Origin of the sequence: Nocardioides panzhihuensis (assembly GCF_013408335.1) — a bacterium.
Classification (GTDB): Bacteria; Actinomycetota; Actinomycetes; order Propionibacteriales; family Nocardioidaceae; genus Nocardioides; species Nocardioides panzhihuensis.
The window spans coordinates 5,682,344-5,699,525 of sequence record NZ_JACBZR010000001.1 but is presented as its reverse complement, the minus strand read 5'-3'; the positions used below and the strand labels follow the sequence as shown (position 1 = coordinate 5,699,525).

Genomic DNA, 17,182 nt, shown 5'->3' with positions numbered 1-17,182 from the left:
AGGCTGTGGTGTACGTCACGCTCACCAACCGCGAGAGCCCCCCAGAAAGGTGTGAGGCGATGAATGCCAGAGCAGTCCTGAGGTCGTTGCGGCCACAGCGGAAGAGTGGTTCCGGCACCACCCACCCCGTCGACGAGGTGCTCCCGGCGGGCAAGCTCGCCGTCTACGGCCTCCAGCACGTGCTCGCGTTCTATGCCGGTGCGGTGATCGTGCCGATCTTGCTCGCCAACGCGATCGGGTTGAACCAGCAGGAGCTGATCCACCTGATCAACGCCGACCTGTTCACCTGCGGCATCGCCTCGATCATCCAGTCGGTGGGCTTCTGGAAGGTCGGCGTTCGCCTGCCGCTGCTGCAGGGCGTCACCTTCACCGCCGTCTCGCCGATGATCGCGATCGGGATGGCCGCTGGCGGCGGCACCGACGGGCTGCTCGTCATCTACGGCGCGGTGATCGTCGCCGGTCTGGCGACCTTCTTCATCGCCCCCTACTTCAGCAGGCTGATCCGATTCTTCCCGCCGGTCGTGACCGGTTCGGTGATCACCATCATCGGCATCGCCCTGCTCCCCGTCGCTGCCGCGGACGCGACCGGTGGCGCCGGACCGACCTCGGACCCCACGAGCGGCCGCAACCTGGCGTACGCCCTGGGCACCTTGGCGCTGATCGTGATCATCCAGCGGGTGTTCAAGGGCTTCATGGCCACCGTCGCCGTGCTCGTCGGGCTGGTCACCGGCACCCTGGTCGCCTGGGTCCTCGGCGATGCCCACTTCGACGCGGTCGCCGGCTCCGACTGGGTCGGCGTCACCACCCCGTTCCACTTCGGCTGGCCACAGTTCTCCGCCGCCGCGATCGTGTCGATGATCGTGGTCATGCTGATCACCGCCGTCGAGACCACCGGTGACGTCTTCGCCACCGGTGAGATCGTGGAGAAGCGGGTCGGTCGCACCGACATCGCCCGGGCCCTGCGTGCCGACGGTCTGGCCACCACCATCGGCGGCGTCTTCAACTCCTTCCCCTACACCTGCTTCGCCGAGAACGTCGGCCTCGTCCGGCTGACCAGGGTCAAGAGCCGGTGGGTCGTCGCCACCGCCGGTCTGATCATGGTGCTGATCGGGCTGCTCCCCAAGGTCGGCGCGATCGTCGCCGGCATCCCGCACCCGGTCCTCGGCGGCGCGGCCCTGGCGATGTTCGCGACCGTCGCCGTCGTCGGCTTCCAGACCCTCAGCAAGGTCGACTTCCACGACCACCGCAACGTCGTGATCGTCGCGACCAGCGTCGGCCTGGCCATGTACGTCACCGCGCAGCCCGAGGTCTCCCAGGCCGTCCCGGGGTGGGCCGAGATCATCTTCGGCAGCGGCATCACCCTCGGCAGCCTCTCGGCGATCCTGCTCAACGTCCTGTTCCACCACGTCGGTCCCGACTTCGGTCCGACCGTCGCCGGCCAGCCCGGCGAGGGCGTCCGGCTCGACCAGGTCAACCAGATGGGACGTACGGAGTTCGTGGAGACGTTCGACGGGCTCTTCCAGGGTCCGCGATGGATGGTCGAGCGGGCCTGGGAGCAGCGGCCGTTCACCGACACCCACGCCCTGCGCCGGGCCTTCCAGGACGCCCTCTTCAGCGGCACCGTCGAGGAGCAGCGCGAGCTGATCGAGGCGTACCCCGAGCTGGGTTCGCGCCTGGTCTCGGACGGGGTCGTCGGCGAGGAGTCGCTGCGCGACCAGTCCTCGCGCGGCCTGACGCACCTGGCCGAGCCGGACCAGGAGGCGCTGACGGCGCTCACCGACGCGTATCACGACCGGTTCGGCTTCCCGCTGGTCATCTCCGTACGCGACGCCGCCTCGCTCGACCGGATCCTCGCCGAGGGCCGGGACCGCCTCGGCAACTGCGAACGACAGGAGCACGCCGCGGCGCTGATCGAGATCGCCAAGATCGCCGGCCACCGCTTCGACGACTTCCTGCGCGATGCCAACCCGATCCACAGCGCCCGCACCCGCAACCCGATCCGGAGCCAGCGATGAGCACACCCGCCACCCCCGGTGTCACCGTCAACGGGGACCGGCTGCCCCTGACCGGGGTCGCCGCCCACACCACCGCCCTCGACTGGTTGCGCGGTCGCGGCCTGACCGGCGCCAAGGAGGGCTGCGCCGAGGGCGAGTGCGGCGCCTGCTCCGTGATGGTCGCTCGGCCCGGGACCACCTCGCCGACCGAGTGGACCTCGGTCAACGCCTGCCTGGTGCCGGTCGCCGCGCTCGACGGCCAGGAGGTCGTCACCAGCGAGGGCCTCGGCAGCAGCAGCGACCTCCATCCGGTCCAGCAGGAGCTCGCCGTGCGCGGTGGCTCGCAGTGCGGCTACTGCACCCCTGGGTTCGTCTGCAGCCTCGCCGCGGAGTTCTACCGTCCGGGACGGGTTGCGACCGACGAAGCGTGCGACCACGAGCACGGCCCGAACGGCGTCGACCTGCATGCGCTGAGCGGCAACCTGTGCCGCTGCACCGGCTACCGCCCGATCCGGGACGCGGCCTTCGCCCTGGGCTCGCCGGAGGACGGCGACGCCCTCGCCGCGCGGCAGCAGCAGCCGCCGCCCGAGCCGCGGCCGACCCGGATCGCCGTCGACGGCGCCGAGTTCGTACGCCCGGAGACTCTGACCGAGACGCTCGCCCTTCTCACCGAGCGACCGGAGGCGCAGATCGTGGCCGGCTCGACCGACTGGGGCGTCGAGGTCAACCTCCGCGGCCGCCGGGCGCCTCTGGTCGTCGCGGTGGACCGGCTGCCCGAGTTGCGCGAGCTCTCCTTCCGGACCGATTACGTGGAGGTCGGCGCGGCCCTCACACTGACCGAGATCGAGCGCAAGCTCAACGGTCGCATCCCGCTCCTGGCCGAGCTCTTCCCGCAGTTCGCCTCGCGTCTGATCCGCAACAGCGCGACGATCGGCGGCAACATCGGCACCGCCTCCCCCATCGGCGACGCCCCACCGGCGCTGCTCGCGCTCGATGCCGACGTCGTCCTGGCCTCGCCGCGCGGTGAGCGGGTCGTCGCGCTGGCCGACTACTTCACCGGCTACCGCGAGACGGTCCGGGCCGCCGACGAGCTGATCCGCGGCGTACGGCTCCCGCTGCCACTGGCCCCGCTCGTCGGCTTCCACAAGATCGCCAAGCGCCGCTTCGACGACATCTCCAGCGTGGCCGTCGGCTACGCGCTCGAGATCACCGACGGCGCCGTCGTCCAGGCTCGGATCGGCCTGGGCGGCGTCGCCGCCACGCCGCTGCGCGCCGTCGCCACGGAGGATGCCCTGGTCGGCCGGCCGTGGACCGAGGAGACCGTACGCCGCGCCGCGGCCGTCCTCGCCGAGGAGGGCACCCCGATGGACGACCACCGCGCCAGTGCGTCCTACCGCTCGGCGATGCTGGGCCAGTCCCTGCTGCGCCTGTTCCACACCCACCCCCAGACCCACCCCGGCCGCCAGGAGGTGCCCGCATGAGCGCCCTGTCCGAACGCCCCGACAACCCGATCGTCGGGATCCCGATGCCGCACGAGAGCGCCGCCCTGCACGTGACCGGCGAGGCGCTCTACACCGACGACCTCGTCGGGCGGATCGCCGGCACACTGCACGCCTGGCCGGTCCAGGCCCCGCACACCCATGCGCTGGTCACCGCGCTCCGTCCTGAGAAGGCATACGAGGTCCCCGGCGTCGTCCGAGTCCTGACCGCCGACGACGTGCCCGGCGTCAACGACGCCGGCGTCAAGCACGACGAGCCGCTCTTCCCCACCGAGGTGATGTTCCACGGCCATGCCGTGTGCTGGGTGCTCGGTGAGACCCAGGAGGCTGCCCGGCTGGGCGCGGCCGCGGTCGAGGTCGACTACGAGCCCCTGCCCTCGCTGGTCACCGTTCAGGAGGCCATCGCTGCGGAGAGCTTCCAGGGCACCCCGCGCCACCTGGAGCGCGGTGACGCCGAGGCCGCGCTGGAGGGCGCGGCGCACGTCTTCGACGGCGAGTTCGAGTTCGCCGGTCAGGAGCACTTCTACCTCGAGACCCACGTCTCGCTCGCCCTGGTCGACGAGGGTGGCCAAGTGCTGGTGCACAGCAGCACCCAGCACCCCTCCGAGACGCAGGAGATCGTCGCCCATGTCCTCGGCGTCCCGAGCCACGAGGTGACCGTCCAGTGCCTGCGGATGGGCGGCGCGTTCGGCGGCAAGGAGATGCAGCCGCACGGCTACGCCGCCATCGCCGCCCTGGGGGCCACCCTCACCGGGCGCCCGGTGCGGCTGCGGCTCAACCGCACACAGGACATGACGATGTCCGGCAAGCGTCACGGCTTCCACAGCACCTGGCGGGTCGGGTTCGACGACGAGGGCCACATCCTCGCCCTCGAGGCCACCCTCACCGCCGACGGCGGCTGGAGCCTCGACCTCTCCGAGCCGGTGCTGGCCCGCGCGCTGTGCCACATCGACAACGCCTACTGGGTGCCCGACATCCGGGTCGACGGCCGGGTCGCGCGCACCAACAAGACCTCGCAGACCGCCTTCCGTGGTTTCGGCGGCCCGCAGGGGATGCTGGTCATGGAGGACCTGCTCGGCCGTTGCGCCCCGCTGCTCGGCATCGACCCGCTCGAGCTGCGCCGCCGCAACCTCTACCAGCAGGACCAGACCACGCCGTACGGTCAACCGGTGCGACAGGCCGACCGGCTGACGGCCTGCTGGAACCAGGTCGCCGACTCGGGCGAGGTGGCACGGAGGCGTGCCGAGATCGCGGAGTTCAACCACCGCCACCCGCACACCAAGCGCGGCCTGGCGATGACGCCGGTGAAGTTCGGTATCTCCTTCAATCTCACCGCCTTCAACCAGGCCGGCGCCCTCGTACACGTCTACAAGGACGGCTCGGTGCTGATCAACCACGGCGGCACCGAGATGGGCCAGGGCCTGCACACCAAGATGCTGCAGGTGGCCGCCACCGCGCTCGGTCTGCCACTGTCCCGCGTACGCCTCGCCCCCACCCGCACCGACAAGGTGCCCAACACCTCGGCGACCGCGGCCAGCTCTGGTGCCGACCTCAACGGGGCGGCCATCAAGAACGCCTGCGAGCAGATCCGCGAGCGGCTCGCCCAGGTCGCCGGCGGCCGTCTCGGGATCAGCCCGAACGACGTACGTTTCGACGACGGCGTCGTGCGCGGCCTCTCTCCCGCTTCAGGGGAGATCGGCTGGAACGAGCTGGTCAACACCGCCTACCACCAGCGGGTGCAGCTGTGGGCGGCCGGCTTCTACCGCACCGAGGGCCTGCACTGGGACCCCAACGTGATGCAGGGCGAGCCGTTCAAGTACTTCGCCAACGGGGTGGCGGCGTCCGAGGTCGAGGTCGACGGCTTCACCGGCGCCTACACGCTGCGGCGCGTCGACATCGTCCACGACGTCGGCGACAGCCTGAGCCCGCTGATCGACATCGGCCAGATCGAGGGCGGCTTCGTGCAGGGCGCCGGCTGGCTGACCCTGGAGGACCTGCGCTGGGACACCTCGGACGGGCCCAACCGCGGGCGGTTGGCGACGCAGGCGGCGAGCACCTACAAGCTGCCGAGCTTCTCCGAGATGCCCGAGGACTTCCGGGTGAAGCTGCTCGAGAAGGCCCACGAGGAGGGTGCCGTCTACGGCTCCAAGGCGGTCGGCGAGCCCCCACTGATGCTCGCCTTCTCCGTACGCGAGGCGCTGCGCGAGGCGGCCGCCGCGTTCGGTCCCGCCGGCTCCAGCGTCGACCTCGGCTGCCCCGCCACCCCGGAGGCCGTCTACTGGGCGCTCGACCGGGCCCGTACGCCGCAGGCCCCCGAGGCCGCACCCAGCGACGCCGACGCCGGCGCCGAGCCGGCCATGGCCGGAGGCTGTGCCAGTTGGAGGGGGAAATGACATGGAGTGGATGAGAGCCGTCCAGCGGCTACGCGAGCAGCGGGTCCCCGGCGTACTGGTGACCCTGACGTCCGTGCGCGGTCATTCGCCGCGCGAGGCAGGGGCCAAGATGGTCGTCTCTGCCGACCGTACCTGGGCCACCGTCGGTGGCGGCAACCTCGAGGCTGTCGCGATCGAGCGCGCGCGGGCGATGCTGGCCGAGGGCCTCGCCGTGCCGGAGACCCTGAAGGTGTCGCTCTCCGACAAGGCGCCCTACCAGCACGGCGTCCAGTGCTGTGGCGGCGAGGTCGAGCTGCTGCTCGAGCCGCTGCCCGTCGTACCTTCCGTGGCGATCTTCGGGATGGGTCACGTCGGACTCGAGCTGGCCCGCATCCTCGCCCGTCACGACCTCGAGCTGCACCTGGTCGACTCCCGCGCCGCCCAGCTCTCCCCTGCGCAGCTGCAGGGGCTGGACGACGCCGTCGCCGGCGTCCATGTCCACCAGGTCCCGGTTCTGCCCGAGCTCGTCATCGGCGAGCTCCCGGAGGGCACTCATGTCCTGGTCATGACCCACGATCACGCCGAGGACGCCGCGCTGTGCGACGCGGCTCTCCGCGCTTCGCATCTGGCGTCGATCGGGCTGATCGGCTCGAGCGCCAAATGGAGCCGGTTCAAGGCCAAGCTCGCCGACGAGGGACACGCCCCCGAGACGATCGCCCGCATCACCACACCCATCGGTCTCCCCGATCTCGGTGGCAAGGCCCCGGCTACGATCGCAGTAAGCGTCGCTGCTCGGCTGCTGCAGCTCTTCTCGGGTGACCCCGACACTTCTGAACAACACACCAAGGTGAACCCATGACGCTCTACCGAGGAACCTTCCTCGACACCCCTGACGACCCCTTCACCGGCGGTCGGCTCCGCACGGAACAGGACGGCGCACTGCTCGTACGCGACGGCGTGATCCGCGCCCGCGGCAGCTACGCCGACCTGCACCGTCAGCACCCCCAGGAGGACGTCGTCGACCTCTCCGGCGGCTTCGTGCTGCCCGGGTTCGTCGACACCCATGTGCACTTCCCGCAGGTCCGCGTCATCGGCGGTCTGGGCCTGCCGCTGCTCGACTGGCTCGACCAGTGCGCCCTCCCCGAGGAGGCGCGCCTCGCCGACCCGACCTACGCCGCAGGGGTCGCCACCGACTTCGTACGCGGCCTGGTCGGCGCCGGCACCACCACAGCCCTGGTCTTCGGCAGCCATTTCGCCCCCGCGGTCGACACCGTCTTCGCCGAGGCCGCTCGCGTCGGCCTACGGATCACCAGCGGCCTCGTGGTCAGCGACCGGCTCATCCGTGACGACCTGCTCACCGACCCCGAGCGGGCCCGCGAGGAGTCGCTGGCGCTGGCGGCGCGGTGGCACGGCGTCGGCCGGGCCCGCTACGCCGTGACCCCGAGGTTCTCGCTGTCGTGCACCGACGACCTGCTCGCGGCCTGCGCCGACGTGCTCGGCGCGGTGCCAGGCGCCATGTTCACCTCCCACGTCAACGAGAACACCCGCGAGATCGAGGTCGTCGAGGAGCTCTGCGGCTGCGACTACGTGACCTCCTACGACCGCCACGGACTGGTCGGCCCACGCAGCGTGCTGGCGCACAACGTGCACCCCACCGACCCCGAGCTCACCCTGCTCGCCGCTCGCGGCGCCTCGGTCGCGCATTGTGCCTCCAGCAACGCCGCGCTCGGCAGCGGCCTCTTCCCACTGGCTCGCCACCGCGCCCACGGGGTGCACGTCGCGATGGGCTCCGACGTCGGCGCCGGCACCGGGTTCTCCCTGCTCAAGGAGGGCCTGGCAGCGTACGTCGCCCAACAGCAGCTCGGCGAGGCGGGCCACCCACTGACGCCGACCCACCTCCTCCACCTGGCCACCCGAGCCGGCGCCGAGGCCCTCGGGCTACGAGCCGCGGTCGGCGACTTCGGCGAAGGCCGCCGCTTCGACGCCCAGTGGATCAAGCCCGCCGCCGACACGCCCCTCGACGTCGGCCTCACCCACGCCGCAGACCCCGCCGACGCCCTGGCCAAGATGTTCGCCCTCGGCACCCCCGCCGACGTACGCAGCGTGTGGATCGAGGGCGAGCTCGTCGAGGCGCCCGACTCGCACCTCGTCGGCTGACCCCGCCGAGGCGTCAGGTAGGTCGGCCGAGACGTCACCTACGTCGACCGAGACGTCACCTACGTCGACCGAGACGTCACGTACGTCGACCGAGACGTCACGTACGTCGACCGAATGGGCAACGCGATGCCATCTCGGCCGACCGGAGTGACGCCTCGGCCGACCGGGCTGACGCCTCGGCCGACCGGGCTGACGCTTCGGCTGTTGGGCCACGCTGCAGCGCCCGCCCGTCGACCGGGAGGGCGCTGCAGATGTACGTCACTCCTCAGTCACTCACGACCGGTCGATGTCGTCGTCGAGGCGGTCACCGAGGTTGTCGCGGCGGTCCTCGGAGGCGGCGAAGACCGACGCACCCGGGCGGTTGCCGATGGTGACCTCGTTGAACAGCAGGTTGAGCACGACGGCGACCAGAGCGGTGGCGCTGATGCCGGAGTGCATGATCACGCCTAGCCATTCGGGGAAGGCGTCCCAGAAGGTCGGCGCCGCGATGGGCAGGATACCGACGGCGATCGCGACGGAGACGATCACCATGTTGAGGTTGTCCTCGTAGTCCACGCGCGACAGGGTGCGGATGCCGCTGGCCGCGACAGAGCCGAACAGCACGACGCCGGCACCACCGAGCACGGGGTACGGGATCGCCGCCACGACTGCGCCGACGATCGGCAGCAGGCCGAGCAGGAGGAGCACGAGGCCACCCGTCGCGACGACGTACCGGCTCCGCACGCCGGTCAGAGCCACCAGCCCGACGTTCTGCGCGAACGCGCTGCACGGGAACGTACCGAACAGCGGGGCGACCGTGGTGGCCGCCATGTCGGCGCGAAGACCGTTGGCGACACGCTTGGCGTCCACATCGGTCTCCACGATCTCGCCGATGGCCAGGATGTCCGCCGTCGTCTCGGTCATGATCACCAGCACCACGATCGTCATCGAGACGATCGCGCCGACCTCGAACGTCGGACCTCCGAAGTGCAGGATCGGCGGGAGCGCGACCAGGTCGGACTCGCCGACCGAGGCGAAGTCGGCCCGACCGGCGATCGTCGCGATCACGGTCCCGGCGACGATCCCGATGAGGATGGACAGACGCGAGATCGCGCCCTGGAACACCCGGCTGATCACCAAGATGATGAGCAGCGTCAGGCCTGCGTACGCGATGTTGGTCATCGAGCCGTAGTCCGGAGCGGTGGCGTCGTTGCCCATCGCCCACCGGAACGCCACCGGCATCAGCGACAACCCGATGACCGTGATGATGGTGCCGGTGACGACCGCGGGGAACAGCCGGACCAGCTGGGCGAAGAACGACGACAGGACCAGCCCGATCAACCCAGCGACGATGATCGCGCCGAAGACCGGGCGCAACCCGTCCTCGCTGGCGATGGTGACCATCGTCGACACGCTGGCGAACGAGATACCCTGCACGATCGGCAGCCGGCTGCCGAAGGGGCCGATGCCGAGAGTCTGCAGCAGCGTCGCGAAGCCCGAGACGAAGAGTCCGGCGGTCACCAGCAGCGCGAGGTCCGTGCCCGACAGGCCCGCGGCACCCCCGACGATGAGCGGCGGCGCGATCACGCCGCCGTACATCGTCAGGATGTGCTGGGTGCCGTAGGCAAGGAGCTGGCCGGGTGGATGCCGCTCGTCCTCTGGTCGGGTCGTCATCGGCGCGGGGGTCTGCCTCCTGCGACCTAACATGGCCGGTCCTCAGCAGAATCCGGGGATGGCGTGCCAGGCGTTGCCGGCATCGGGGGCCTCGTCACGGACGACCGAGGCTTCGATCAGGCCGTAGGGACGGTCCGCCGCGTGGAAGACCTCGCCGGGGTTGTCCATACCGAAGGGCGCGAGGTCGTAGAGGAAATGGTGCTTGTTGGGCGCGGAGAACTTGATCTCGGCGACATCGCCGTGCTGCTCGAGCACCGAGGTGCCCATCCCGTTCAGGGTCTGCTGCAGGGCGAGACTGTGGATCTCCGCGAACCGCTGCAGCAGCAGGGCCCGGATCGAGTCGTACGACTTGTCCCAGTCGACCTCCGTGCCGACGTAGCGCCAGCGGGCGACGAGCGAGGTCGCCAGGATCCGGTCGGTGGTCTCCTTCAGGGTGGTGTACTCGTCCTTGAGAAAGCCATGGAACTCCGAGCCGGTCGACTTGAGCACGACCAGGTCCTTGATGCCGGACACCACATGGGCGACCCGGTCCTCACCGCGGCCGTCGACGTTCACCACCGTCGTGCGTACGCCGCCACCTGAGCGGACGAAGGCGTGGTCGTGACCCGCGCCGCCAGACTCGGGATCATCAGTCTGGATGCGGTCCCAGGCGTACTCGTCGACCTCGACCCGCGCTCCCTCGGCGGCCGGGCAGGCCTCGAGGTAGCGGTCGGCGAGAGCGAGGGCGAACTCCTCGATCGAGGCGACGCCGATCTTCTTCGCGTAGGCGAAGACGGTGTTCTTCTGGGTGTCGGTCGGCAGCACGTCCTGCTGGTCGCCACTGGTGTGGGCCTCGGCGAAGCTGCCGCGCAGCGCGGTGGAGACGTTGAGGTCGCGGATCTGGTGGCGAGGGGTGTCGCGGTAGATGCGTACGACGCGGTTCTCGGCCTTGCCGTACTGGTTCTGGCCAAGACGGATGGCACCGTGGTGGGTGGGCATGTCAGCTCCCTCGGTAGGTGGAGTAGGCGAACGGGCTCAGCAGGAGTGGCACGTGGTGGTGCCGCCGGTCGGTGACCGCGAAGGTGACGGTGACCTGCGGAAAGAAGCACTCCTGACCGGTCGCCGCGTAGTAGGCGGCGGTGTCGAATCGGAGCTGGTAGGTGCCGGCCGGGACCTGATCCGGGCCCAGGTCGGTCGCCCGGCCGTCGTCGTCGGTGACGGCATCGGCGAGGACGACGATGGCGTCGAAGTCCGGCCGGTCTGTGCTCGGCGGGTCGATCCGGCTGAGCCGGACCGGGACACCGGCGGCCGGCCGGCCGAGCGCGGTGTCGAGCACGTGGGTGGTGATGGCACTGGTGCTGTTCTGACTGGTCATGCGGAGATCTCCTCGGTCAGGAGCCGCTCGAGACGCAGCAGCGCGATCTTCCGGAGCTCGTCGGCGACCACGGCCGCCTCGGTGTCCGGCGCGTTGTCGAGCCGGTCGCGGAGCGAGGCGAGGACCTCGTCGGCCGAGAGGCCCGAGGCGCAGATCAGGAAGACCCGGCCGAAGCGCTCCTCGTAGGCCCGGTTGCCGTCGGCGAGAGCCTGGGTCGTGGCCTGGTCGGTGCCGACCGCCGCCTGCTCGTGCCGCGACCAGGCGGCCTCGACGTGCTCGCCTTCGGCCCGCTCCCCGATCCGGGGGTGGGCGGCCAGCGCCTGGTCGACGTCGGCCGCGGTGAATCGTCTGGCCGCCTCATCGGCAGCTCGGACGAGGTCGGACTCCTCGCGGTACGGACGCCCGGCCAGGACGGCTGCGACCCAGCTCGGAGCGTCACAGCAGGCCTGCAGCCTCGGCCGCACGACATCCACTGGTGAGGTGTTGAAGCTCTGGAGATCCATGAATCGTTCTCTCTCGCTATGCGGAAACCAATTTCCGTACAGCAACAACGATTACATGTGTCGCACATCACAGTCAACAGTTTGTTGAAGAATAGGCGACTACTCCCGCTCGCGGTTCAGATAGTTGTAGACGGTGAACCGGGTGACGCCGAGCGCAGCGGCCACGATCTCGGCGCTCTTGCGGAACTCGAAGGCACCTCGCTCCTCCAGCAGCCGCACGGCACGCTGCTTCCCCTGCCGGTCCAACGTCCGCAGGTCGCCACCGAGCTCGTCGGCGACCTCGGCGAGCAGCGCCTCCAACCCGGAAGCCGTACGCCGCGGCGCGCTGTGACCCTCGACCCGCACCTGGAAGGTGATCTGGTCGGCGCCGTGGTCCAGACCCGCGGCCACCACGGCGGCGAGGGTGGCCAGCACCGTGTCCCGTTCGCCGCGCACCGACGTGCCCAGCGGCCCGAAGTCACACTCCAGGCCGGCCTCGCGGGCCGCCTCGAGCGCCGCGGTCGCGTGCTCGGGCGGCTCGCCCTCGCCACGGAACGGTTCGGTGGTGAACTCGGCTTCGACGCGCATGGCGGCAGGCTACCCAGCCTGCCGCCGCGCGGTGTGCGTCAGCCGATCCGTCGGCGCGCGAGCCCGGCCAGCTCGGCCATGTCGATCCCGGCCGAGCGCTCGACCTCGTCGGCCGTGACCGCCCCGCACTCCACTCCGCGCAGGACGAACGCGGCGAGCGCGGCAGCGGTGGCGGGCTCGTCGAGATAGCTGGACTCCCCGCCGTGCACGTACGCCCGCAGACGTGCCGAGGCGACATCGAGCCCGTCGCGGAAGAACGCGTACGTCGCGATGTAGCGACTCGGGAGCTGAGCCGGATGCAGGTCCCAGCCCTGATAGATCCCGCGAGCCAGCGACCGGCTGACGAGGCGGGCATGGAGCCGCCAGGCGGAGCGTACGGCCTCGCGGTCACCGACCGGGAGCACGTTCGTCGAGCCGTCCGAGACGAAGACGCCGGTGCCGGCCGCGGCCACCTGCATCACGTCCTTCGCGTGGTCGGCGACCGGGTGCTCCATGCTCTGATAGGCGGCCGCGACCCCGAGCGATGCGGAGTAGTCGTAGGTCCCGTAGTGCAGGCCGGTGACCCGTCCGTCCCCGGCCGCGATCATCCGGGCGACCAGCGCCGTGCCGTCGGAACCGAGGATCGCCTGCGGTGTCTCGACCTGGATCTCGAACCGCAGACTCCCCGCGACGATCCCGTGAGCTGCCTCGAGCGCGGCCAGCGCGGTGACCATCGCGTCGACCTGCTCCACGGAGGTCACCTTGGGCAGCGTGATGACGAGGCCGTCGGTCAGCCCGCCCTCACCGGCGAGCTCCTCCAGGAAGAGGTCCAGCGTACGCAGGCCACGATGTCGCGTCGGGGCCTCGAAGGACTTGATCCGGATGCCGTGGAACGGCGGCGCGGAGCCGTCGCGCACGGTGGCGACGAGCGCACGGGCGGCGGCCGTCACGGCGGCGTCCTCGTCCGCGTCGGGGCGGGCTCCGTAGCCGTCCTCGAAGTCGATCCGGAGGTCCTCGATCGACTCCGCGGCCAGCTTGGCCCGCACCCGGTCGTAGACGGCATCGGCCAGCTCCGGGCGCAGGTCGAACGCCTCGGCGATCTCAGCAGCCGAGTCGGCATGCTCGGCCAGCGCCCGGCCGGACTCGGCGGCCCACTGAGCGACGGTCTTCTCGTCGTAGCGGTCGCCCGGGACATAGACCGTGTGCACCGGCTGACGTACGCCGCGGTCCCCCGGATAGCTCGCGGCCAGCGCCGCGTCGGCGCCGGCGAGCGCGCGGTCGAGCCTGCCGACAAGGTCTTCGAGGTGGCTCATGCGCCGACCACCAGGTCGTAGGCCGGCAGGGTCAGGAAGTCGAGGTAGTCGTCGGCGAGCGCGACCTCCTCGAAGATGGTCCGGGCTTCCTGCAGGCGGTGCTCGATCCCGTCGGCTGCTGTGAGCAGCTTCGCCATCTCCTCGTCCAGGATGCGGCGTACCAGCTCTTCGGTCACCGGAGTGCCGTCGTCGAGCTTCGACTCGTTGTGCACCCACTGCCAGATCTGCGAGCGGGAGATCTCGACCGTGGCTGCGTCCTCCATCAGGTTGTGGATGGCGACCGCGCCAGAGCCGCGGAGCCAGGCGTCGAGGTAGACGAGGGAGACCTCGACGTTGTCGCGCAGGCCATCGAGGGTGATCGCGCCGCCCGCCGAGGCGACGTCGAGCAGGTCCTCGGCGCGCACCTCGACATCGTCACGCTGCCGGTCGACCTGGTTCGGCCGGTCACCCAGCGGTCCACTCAAGACGGCGTCGAAGATCCCGCGGCAGATCGGGACGAGGTCGGGGTGGGCCACCCAGGAGCCGTCGAAGCCGTCGCCGGCCTCCCGCTCCTTGTCCTCACGGACCTTGGCGAAGGCGGTGGCGTTGACCTCCTGGTCCCGGCGGCTCGGGATGAAGGCGGCCATGCCGCCGATGGCGTGGGCGTTGCGCCGATGGCAGGTCTTGACCAGCAGCTGGGCGTAGGCGCGCATGAACGGCGAGGCCATCCCGACCGTCGCCCGGTCGGGAAGCACGAACGAGGGCCCGGCGTCGCGGAAGTACTTGATCAGGCTGAACAGGTAGTCCCAGCGGCCGGCGTTGAGCCCCGAGGCGTGGTCGCGCAGCTCGTAGAGGATCTCGTCCATCTCGAACGCAGCCGGGATGGTCTCGATGAGCACGGTCGCACGCACGGTGCCGTGCGGGATCCCGAGCTCGGCCTGAGCAAAGGTGAACACGTCGTTCCACAGCCGCGCCTCGAGGTGGCTCTCCATCTTGGGGAGATAGAAGTACGGCCCGCTCCCCCGTTCCACCAGCTCGCGGGCGTTGTGGAAGAAGTAGAGCCCGAAGTCGACCAGGGCGCCGACGACCGGCTCGCCGTCGACCAGCACGTTCCGGTCGTCGAAGTGCCACCCGCGCGGGCGCATCACGATCGTGGCCAGCCGATGGTCCGACTTGAGCTCGTAGAACCTGCCCTGCGGCGACATCGCCGAGATCTCCCGCCGCACGGCGTCGTACAGGTTCACCTGGCCGTCGACGACGTTGCTCCAGTGGGGCGTGCTGGCGTCCTCCATGTCGGCCAACCAGACCTGTGCCCCGGAGTTGAGGGCGTTGATCGTCATCTTCCGGTCGGTCGGGCCGGTGATCTCGACCCGGCGGTCCTGGAGATCCTCGGGCGCCGGCGCCACGGTCCAGTCGGCGGCGCGTACCTCTGCGGTCTCCGGCAGGAAGTCGAGCCGGCCGCTGCGCGCGACCTCGTCACGCCGCACCCGGCGGGCGGCCAGCAGCTCGTCGCGGCGTGGCCCGAAGCGGCGGTGCAGCTCGGCGACGAACTCGAGGGCTTCGGGGGTGAGGATCTCGGCTCCTCGCTCGACGTCGCCACCGGTGATCTGAATCTTCACGAGCTCCACCCTCTCAGGGCCGCAGTTTTCCTTTGCATGGATTCTTCTTTCCGCATTGCGGATATTAATCTCACCTGACAAGGGACGCAACCGACAGGTTTTCCTCTACCCGACGCTAGACTTCCGTCATCCGGAAGTCAGCACCCATCAGATCGTGGCCGGAAGATAGGGGAGCCTGTGAGCGAGAACGAGAAGGCGCCGAAGGCGCGCGCCGGTGCCGTGCAGTCGATCGAGCGGGCCTTCGGCCTGCTGGAGACGATGGCCGATGCCGGCGGGACCATGGGGCTCTCCCAGCTCGCTGCCACCTCCGGGCTGCCGCTGCCGACCATCCACCGGCTGGTGCGCACCCTCGTCGACCTGGGCTACCTCCGCCAGGAGGCCAACCGGCAGTACGTCCTCGGCCCCAAGCTGATCCGGCTGGGCGAGAGCTCCTCCCGCATGCTCAGCACCTGGGCCCGCCCCCACCTCGCCCGACTCGTCGACGAGGTCGGCGAGTCGGCCAACCTGGCGATGCTCGACGGCGACCAGATCGTCTACGTCGCCCACACCGAGTCGCGCCAGTCGATGCGCATGTTCACCGAGGTCGGTCGCCGCGTCTCGCCGCACTGCACCGCCGTCGGCAAGGCCATCCTCGCCGACATGGCGCCCGACCACGTCCGCGACATCCTCCGACGCACCGAGATGGTCCCCTACACCTCCACCACGATCACCTCGCGCGACGACTATCTCGACCAGCTGGAACAGGTCCGCGAGCGCCGCTACGCCATCGACGAGGGTGAGCAGGAGGCAGGCGTACGCTGCGTCGCCGTCGCAGTCGCCGACTACGCCCCGCGCCTGGCGATCTCGATCAGCGGCCCCACCGGGCGAATGAGCGACGAGCTCATCGAGCGCGCCGTCCCGTTGCTCACCGAGGCCGGCAAGCAGCTGGCCGCCGACCTGGCCTGACCCGCGGGCTGCACCAGAGCCGGCGCGTTCCCCTCGCGAAGGGGATCGCTCAGCCGTCCGCAAGGCTCCGGGCGAGCGTCGGGGCAAGCGGTGCGTCGGGGAGCAGCAGCGCGTTGACGGCGTGGTAAGCGTCCGGCTTGTCCGGCCAGGTGCGCCCGGAGACCCGCAGGGCGTCGTCGAGCTCATGGTGCCAGCTGCCGTGCTCTTGGTCGACGAAGTGGTTCTCGATCGCGCGCCACCACCGGTCGAGGTCGGCCGCCCCGACCGCCCCGTCGGTACGCCGCGCCAGGGTGTCGGCGGCCGCGACCGCCTCGGCCATCACCCAGTGGAAGCGCTCGCGAGTCACCGGTTCACCCTCCCAGTCCGTGGTGTAGACGATCGTGTCGCCCACGGAGCCGTCGTGGACTGCCCGGGTGTAGAGCGCCGTGGCCGCCTCGACCAGCCATTCGGGCGGGTCGTCGAGCGCGCCTTCGAGCTCGATCAGCAGGCGCGACCACTCGAGCCCGTGGCCGGGCGTCGCACCAAAGGGCCGGAACGGGTCGGCCGGGGCACTGGCGTTGTAGTCAAGGAGGATCCGCCACTCGGCGTCGAAGTGCTCGGGCAGGCGCCAGTCGTTGGCCCGAGCATCGGCGACGACCTGTTCGCAGATGCGCAGCGCCCGGTGGCGCCAGCGCGGGTCACCGGTGGCGTCGGAGGCGGTCAGGTAGGCCTCGACGGTGTGCATGTTGCTGTTGACCCCGCGGTACGCCTCGACCGTCGTCCACCCCGCGTCCCACGCTTCGCGGCAGCGGCCGGCCCGCTCGTCCCAGAACCGCCGCTCGTGGACGGCGAGCGCCTCGTCGAGCAGCTCGGCCGCTCCCGGGACTCTGGCGAGCCGGGCGGCCGACGCGGCCAGGACGACGAAGGCGTGCTCGTAGCAGCCCTTTCGGGTCTCGGCCGGCCGGTGATCAGAGGTCACGGCTGTGAACCAGCCGCCGTGCTCGGGATCCACGAAGAGGTCGCGCAGCGCTCGGACGCCGTACTCGGCCAGCGGGTCGAGAGTGCCCGCGCGCATCGAGGCGATCGCGAAGACGTAGGTCATCCGGGCATTGATCCACAGCTCGAGCCCGCGCTCCACCTGGACGTCTCCGGCAGCGTCGAGCCGTCCGAAGCCGCCGCCGGCCAGCGCCGAGCGGCGCGCGAACGTCAGCACGGAGTCGAGCTGCTGCTCGCGCCAGGGCCGGGAGCCGGGAATGGGTCGGGGCATGA

The 17,182-nt window shown here is 70.5% G+C and carries 14 protein-coding genes; 6 read left to right on the top strand and 8 right to left on the bottom strand.

Translation table 11 applies throughout. The annotated features are described in order from the left end of the window. The first annotated feature begins 59 nt into the window (after positions 1-59). The 5 genes from uraD (BJ988_RS26965) to BJ988_RS26945 are packed head-to-tail and all read left to right on the top strand — an operon-like array spanning position 60 to position 8,022. Positions 60-2,015 (top strand): 2-oxo-4-hydroxy-4-carboxy-5-ureidoimidazoline decarboxylase, encoded by a 1,956-nt coding sequence (uraD, locus tag BJ988_RS26965; RefSeq protein ID WP_179660911.1) that lies wholly within the window; start codon positions 60-62, stop codon positions 2,013-2,015. Beyond that, positions 2,012-3,475 carry a xanthine dehydrogenase small subunit gene (locus tag BJ988_RS26960; RefSeq protein WP_179660910.1) on the top strand — a complete coding sequence of 488 codons (1,464 nt, stop codon included), beginning with the start codon at positions 2,012-2,014 and terminating at the stop codon, positions 3,473-3,475. Before uraD (BJ988_RS26965) ends, BJ988_RS26960 begins: the two co-directional genes overlap by 4 nt. After that, positions 3,472-5,886 carry a xanthine dehydrogenase molybdopterin binding subunit gene (gene xdhB / locus BJ988_RS26955; protein ID WP_179660909.1) on the top strand — a complete coding sequence of 805 codons (2,415 nt, stop codon included), beginning with the start codon at positions 3,472-3,474 and terminating at the stop codon, positions 5,884-5,886. Before BJ988_RS26960 ends, xdhB begins: the two co-directional genes overlap by 4 nt. A gap of 1 nt (position 5,887) precedes the next feature. Continuing rightward, a complete protein-coding gene (gene xdhC, locus BJ988_RS26950; RefSeq protein WP_179660908.1) occupies positions 5,888-6,724 on the top strand; it encodes a xanthine dehydrogenase accessory protein XdhC in 837 nt (278 codons plus the stop codon). After that, positions 6,721-8,022: a guanine deaminase gene (locus BJ988_RS26945; protein WP_179660907.1), complete on the top strand. Its 1,302-nt coding sequence runs from the start codon at positions 6,721-6,723 to the stop codon at positions 8,020-8,022. The genes xdhC and BJ988_RS26945 overlap by 4 nt, the downstream gene beginning before the upstream one ends. A 273-nt stretch (positions 8,023-8,295) precedes the next feature. On the opposite strand, the gene BJ988_RS26940 is transcribed toward BJ988_RS26945, so the two are convergent. From BJ988_RS26940 to aceB, 7 genes are all read right to left on the bottom strand, one after another. Continuing rightward, the gene (locus tag BJ988_RS26940) at positions 8,296-9,675 is read right to left on the bottom strand and encodes a nucleobase:cation symporter-2 family protein (RefSeq protein WP_179660906.1); all 1,380 of its coding nucleotides are present in this window, start codon (positions 9,673-9,675) and stop codon (positions 8,296-8,298) included. Positions 9,676-9,717: 42 nt separating this feature from the next. Beyond that, positions 9,718-10,653 (bottom strand): factor-independent urate hydroxylase, encoded by a 936-nt coding sequence (pucL, locus tag BJ988_RS26935; protein WP_179660905.1) that lies wholly within the window; start codon positions 10,651-10,653, stop codon positions 9,718-9,720. Between the two features lies 1 nt (position 10,654). Continuing rightward, positions 10,655-11,029, bottom strand: coding sequence for a hydroxyisourate hydrolase (uraH, locus tag BJ988_RS26930; protein ID WP_179660904.1), 375 nt, complete (start codon positions 11,027-11,029; stop codon positions 10,655-10,657). Then, positions 11,026-11,532, bottom strand: a complete 507-nt coding sequence (uraD, locus tag BJ988_RS26925) for a 2-oxo-4-hydroxy-4-carboxy-5-ureidoimidazoline decarboxylase (RefSeq protein ID WP_179660903.1) — start codon at positions 11,530-11,532, stop codon at positions 11,026-11,028. Before uraD (BJ988_RS26925) ends, uraH begins: the two co-directional genes overlap by 4 nt. A 99-nt stretch (positions 11,533-11,631) precedes the next feature. Continuing rightward, a complete protein-coding gene (locus BJ988_RS26920) occupies positions 11,632-12,099 on the bottom strand; it encodes a helix-turn-helix domain-containing protein (protein ID WP_179660902.1) in 468 nt (155 codons plus the stop codon). Positions 12,100-12,137: 38 nt separating this feature from the next. Then, entirely contained in the window at positions 12,138-13,391 is a 1,254-nt protein-coding gene (locus tag BJ988_RS26915; protein WP_179660901.1) for a DUF6986 family protein, read from the bottom strand. Then, positions 13,388-14,989 (bottom strand): malate synthase A, encoded by a 1,602-nt coding sequence (gene aceB, locus BJ988_RS26910; protein WP_179660900.1) that lies wholly within the window; start codon positions 14,987-14,989, stop codon positions 13,388-13,390. The genes BJ988_RS26915 and aceB overlap by 4 nt, the downstream gene beginning before the upstream one ends. A 177-nt stretch (positions 14,990-15,166) precedes the next feature. On the opposite strand from aceB, the gene BJ988_RS31495 reads away from it, so the two are divergent. After that, positions 15,167-15,934, top strand: coding sequence for an IclR family transcriptional regulator domain-containing protein (locus BJ988_RS31495; RefSeq protein WP_179660899.1), 768 nt, complete (start codon positions 15,167-15,169; stop codon positions 15,932-15,934). A 49-nt stretch (positions 15,935-15,983) separates the two neighbouring features. Here BJ988_RS31495 and BJ988_RS26900 read toward each other — a convergent pair whose 3' ends face one another. Beyond that, a complete protein-coding gene (locus BJ988_RS26900) occupies positions 15,984-17,180 on the bottom strand; it encodes an AGE family epimerase/isomerase (protein ID WP_179660898.1) in 1,197 nt (398 codons plus the stop codon). Positions 17,181-17,182 lie beyond the last annotated feature (2 nt).

Bases quoted from the DNA above. Each gene is read 5' to 3' on its own strand.
- BJ988_RS26940 (WP_179660906.1), bottom strand. From the start codon at position 9,675: ATGACGACCCGACCAGAGGACGAGCGGCATCCACCCGGCCAGCTCCTT.
- uraD (WP_179660911.1), top strand. From the start codon at position 60: ATGAATGCCAGAGCAGTCCTGAGGTCGTTGCGGCCACAGCGGAAGAGT.
- uraD (WP_179660903.1), bottom strand. From the start codon at position 11,532: ATGGATCTCCAGAGCTTCAACACCTCACCAGTGGATGTCGTGCGGCCG.
- BJ988_RS26915 (WP_179660901.1), bottom strand. From the start codon at position 13,391: ATGAGCCACCTCGAAGACCTTGTCGGCAGGCTCGACCGCGCGCTCGCC.
- pucL (WP_179660905.1), bottom strand. From the start codon at position 10,653: ATGCCCACCCACCACGGTGCCATCCGTCTTGGCCAGAACCAGTACGGC.
- uraH (WP_179660904.1), bottom strand. From the start codon at position 11,029: ATGACCAGTCAGAACAGCACCAGTGCCATCACCACCCACGTGCTCGAC.
- xdhB (WP_179660909.1), top strand. From the start codon at position 3,472: ATGAGCGCCCTGTCCGAACGCCCCGACAACCCGATCGTCGGGATCCCG.
- BJ988_RS26900 (WP_179660898.1), bottom strand. From the start codon at position 17,180: ATGCCCCGACCCATTCCCGGCTCCCGGCCCTGGCGCGAGCAGCAGCTC.
- xdhC (WP_179660908.1), top strand. From the start codon at position 5,888: ATGGAGTGGATGAGAGCCGTCCAGCGGCTACGCGAGCAGCGGGTCCCC.
- BJ988_RS26920 (WP_179660902.1), bottom strand. From the start codon at position 12,099: ATGCGCGTCGAAGCCGAGTTCACCACCGAACCGTTCCGTGGCGAGGGC.
- BJ988_RS26945 (WP_179660907.1), top strand. From the start codon at position 6,721: ATGACGCTCTACCGAGGAACCTTCCTCGACACCCCTGACGACCCCTTC.
- BJ988_RS26960 (WP_179660910.1), top strand. From the start codon at position 2,012: ATGAGCACACCCGCCACCCCCGGTGTCACCGTCAACGGGGACCGGCTG.